General features: G+C 51.7%; 10 tRNA genes and 1 rRNA gene. All 11 read left to right on the top strand.

The window, feature by feature from the left end:
• Positions 1-178: 178 nt before the first annotated feature.
• The 11 genes from rrf to ACSEXS_RS22510 all read left to right on the top strand — a co-directional run bounded on the left by rrf (position 179) and on the right by ACSEXS_RS22510 (position 1,241).
• A 5S ribosomal RNA gene (gene rrf / locus ACSEXS_RS22560) occupies positions 179-295 on the top strand.
• Positions 296-301: 6 nt separating this feature from the next.
• A tRNA-Asn gene (locus ACSEXS_RS22555) sits at positions 302-377 on the top strand.
• A gap of 3 nt (positions 378-380) precedes the next feature.
• Positions 381-456 (top strand) — tRNA-Thr (locus tag ACSEXS_RS22550).
• 5 nt (positions 457-461) lie between these two features.
• A tRNA-Glu gene (locus ACSEXS_RS22545) sits at positions 462-536 on the top strand.
• 61 nt (positions 537-597) lie between these two features.
• Positions 598-672 (top strand) — tRNA-Gln (locus ACSEXS_RS22540).
• 6 nt (positions 673-678) lie between these two features.
• Positions 679-754, top strand: a tRNA-Lys gene (locus ACSEXS_RS22535).
• Positions 755-769: 15 nt separating this feature from the next.
• Positions 770-849: transfer RNA gene (locus tag ACSEXS_RS22530), tRNA-Leu, on the top strand.
• 17 nt (positions 850-866) lie between these two features.
• Positions 867-941 (top strand) — tRNA-Gly (locus tag ACSEXS_RS22525).
• A gap of 7 nt (positions 942-948) precedes the next feature.
• A tRNA-Arg gene (locus ACSEXS_RS22520) sits at positions 949-1,025 on the top strand.
• A 51-nt stretch (positions 1,026-1,076) separates the two neighbouring features.
• Positions 1,077-1,153 (top strand) — tRNA-Pro (locus tag ACSEXS_RS22515).
• Positions 1,154-1,167: 14 nt separating this feature from the next.
• Positions 1,168-1,241 (top strand) — tRNA-Gly (locus tag ACSEXS_RS22510).
• Positions 1,242-1,318: the final 77 nt, after the last annotated feature.

The following is a 1,318-nucleotide window of genomic DNA, read 5'->3' as shown; positions in this document are numbered from 1 at the left end:
TCCGAGGTGGAAGTGCGGCAACGCATGCAGCTGACGGATACTAATCGGTCGAGGGCTTATCCAAATGACACACCGGTAATAACATGTTCCACCGCGTTTGACTTCGCATCCGGTTTTCAGGGAATAATCCAGAAAAGGTATTGCCTTTTCGGAAGAAACCTGATAGAATAAGTATTCGTTTGGTGATAATGGCGGAGGGGAACCACGCGTTCCCATCTCGAACACGACCGTTAAGCCCTCCAGCGCCGATGGTACTTGGACCGCAGGGTCCCGGGAGAGTAGGACGTCGCCAAGCGGATGTTCCCTGATAGCTCAGTTGGTAGAGCACTCGACTGTTAATCGAGTTGTCACAGGTTCGAGTCCTGTTCGGGGAGCCACTTGCTTCCATAGCTCAGTAGGTAGAGTGCATCCATGGTAAGGATGAGGTCACCGGTTCGATCCCGGTTGGAAGCTCCATTCAAGGCCCGTTGGTCAAGGGGTTAAGACACCTCCCTTTCACGGAGGTAACAGGGGTTCGAATCCCCTACGGGTCACCATTTTTTCTTCTCTGTCTGGATTAAGCTGATGACATCCGGGCATGCTAGTTGAACTGGATGTTGGGGATTAGCCAAGCGGTAAGGCAACGGACTTTGACTCCGTCATTCCTAGGTTCGATTCCTAGATCCCCAGCCATTTTATGAGCCATTAGCTCAGTTGGTAGAGCACCTGACTTTTAATCAGGGTGTCGCAGGTTCGAGTCCTGCATGGCTCACCATACTCAGACCTATGCGCGCGTGTGGCGGAATTGGCAGACGCACTAGACTTAGGATCTAGCGGGCAACCGTGGGGGTTCAAGTCCCTCCACGCGCACTGAAGTACCTTACCATGCGGACGTGGCTCAGTGGTAGAGCATCGCCTTGCCAAGGCGAGGGTCGAGGGTTCGAATCCCTTCGTCCGCTCCATAATTATGTGCCCATAGCTCAGCTGGATAGAGCGTTTGACTACGAATCAAAAGGTCGGGAGTTCGAATCTCTCTGGGCACGCCATCTTCAAGTTAAGTGAACTGATTTGAATGGAAAAAAGGCTGTTGCATACATCGGGACGTAGCTCAGCTTGGTAGAGCACCTGCTTTGGGAGCAGGGGGTCGCATGTTCAAATCGTGTCGTCCCGACCAATTTAATCGTTTATGCGGGTGTAGTTCAATGGTAGAACTCCAGCCTTCCAAGCTGGTAGCGTGGGTTCGATTCCCATCACCCGCTCCAAACTAAAAATCCCCTGAAACCCTTGATACTCAAGGGTTTTTTATTTTGTTCTAGTTCGACATACGGGAAGCGACTTT

The sequence above is a fragment of the Gorillibacterium terrae genome (assembly GCF_051594785.1).
Lineage (GTDB): Bacteria > Bacillota > Bacilli > Paenibacillales > NBRC-103111 > Gorillibacterium.
Note: the sequence above shows the minus strand (reverse complement) of the source record. Positions and strands in the feature narration are given on the sequence as shown.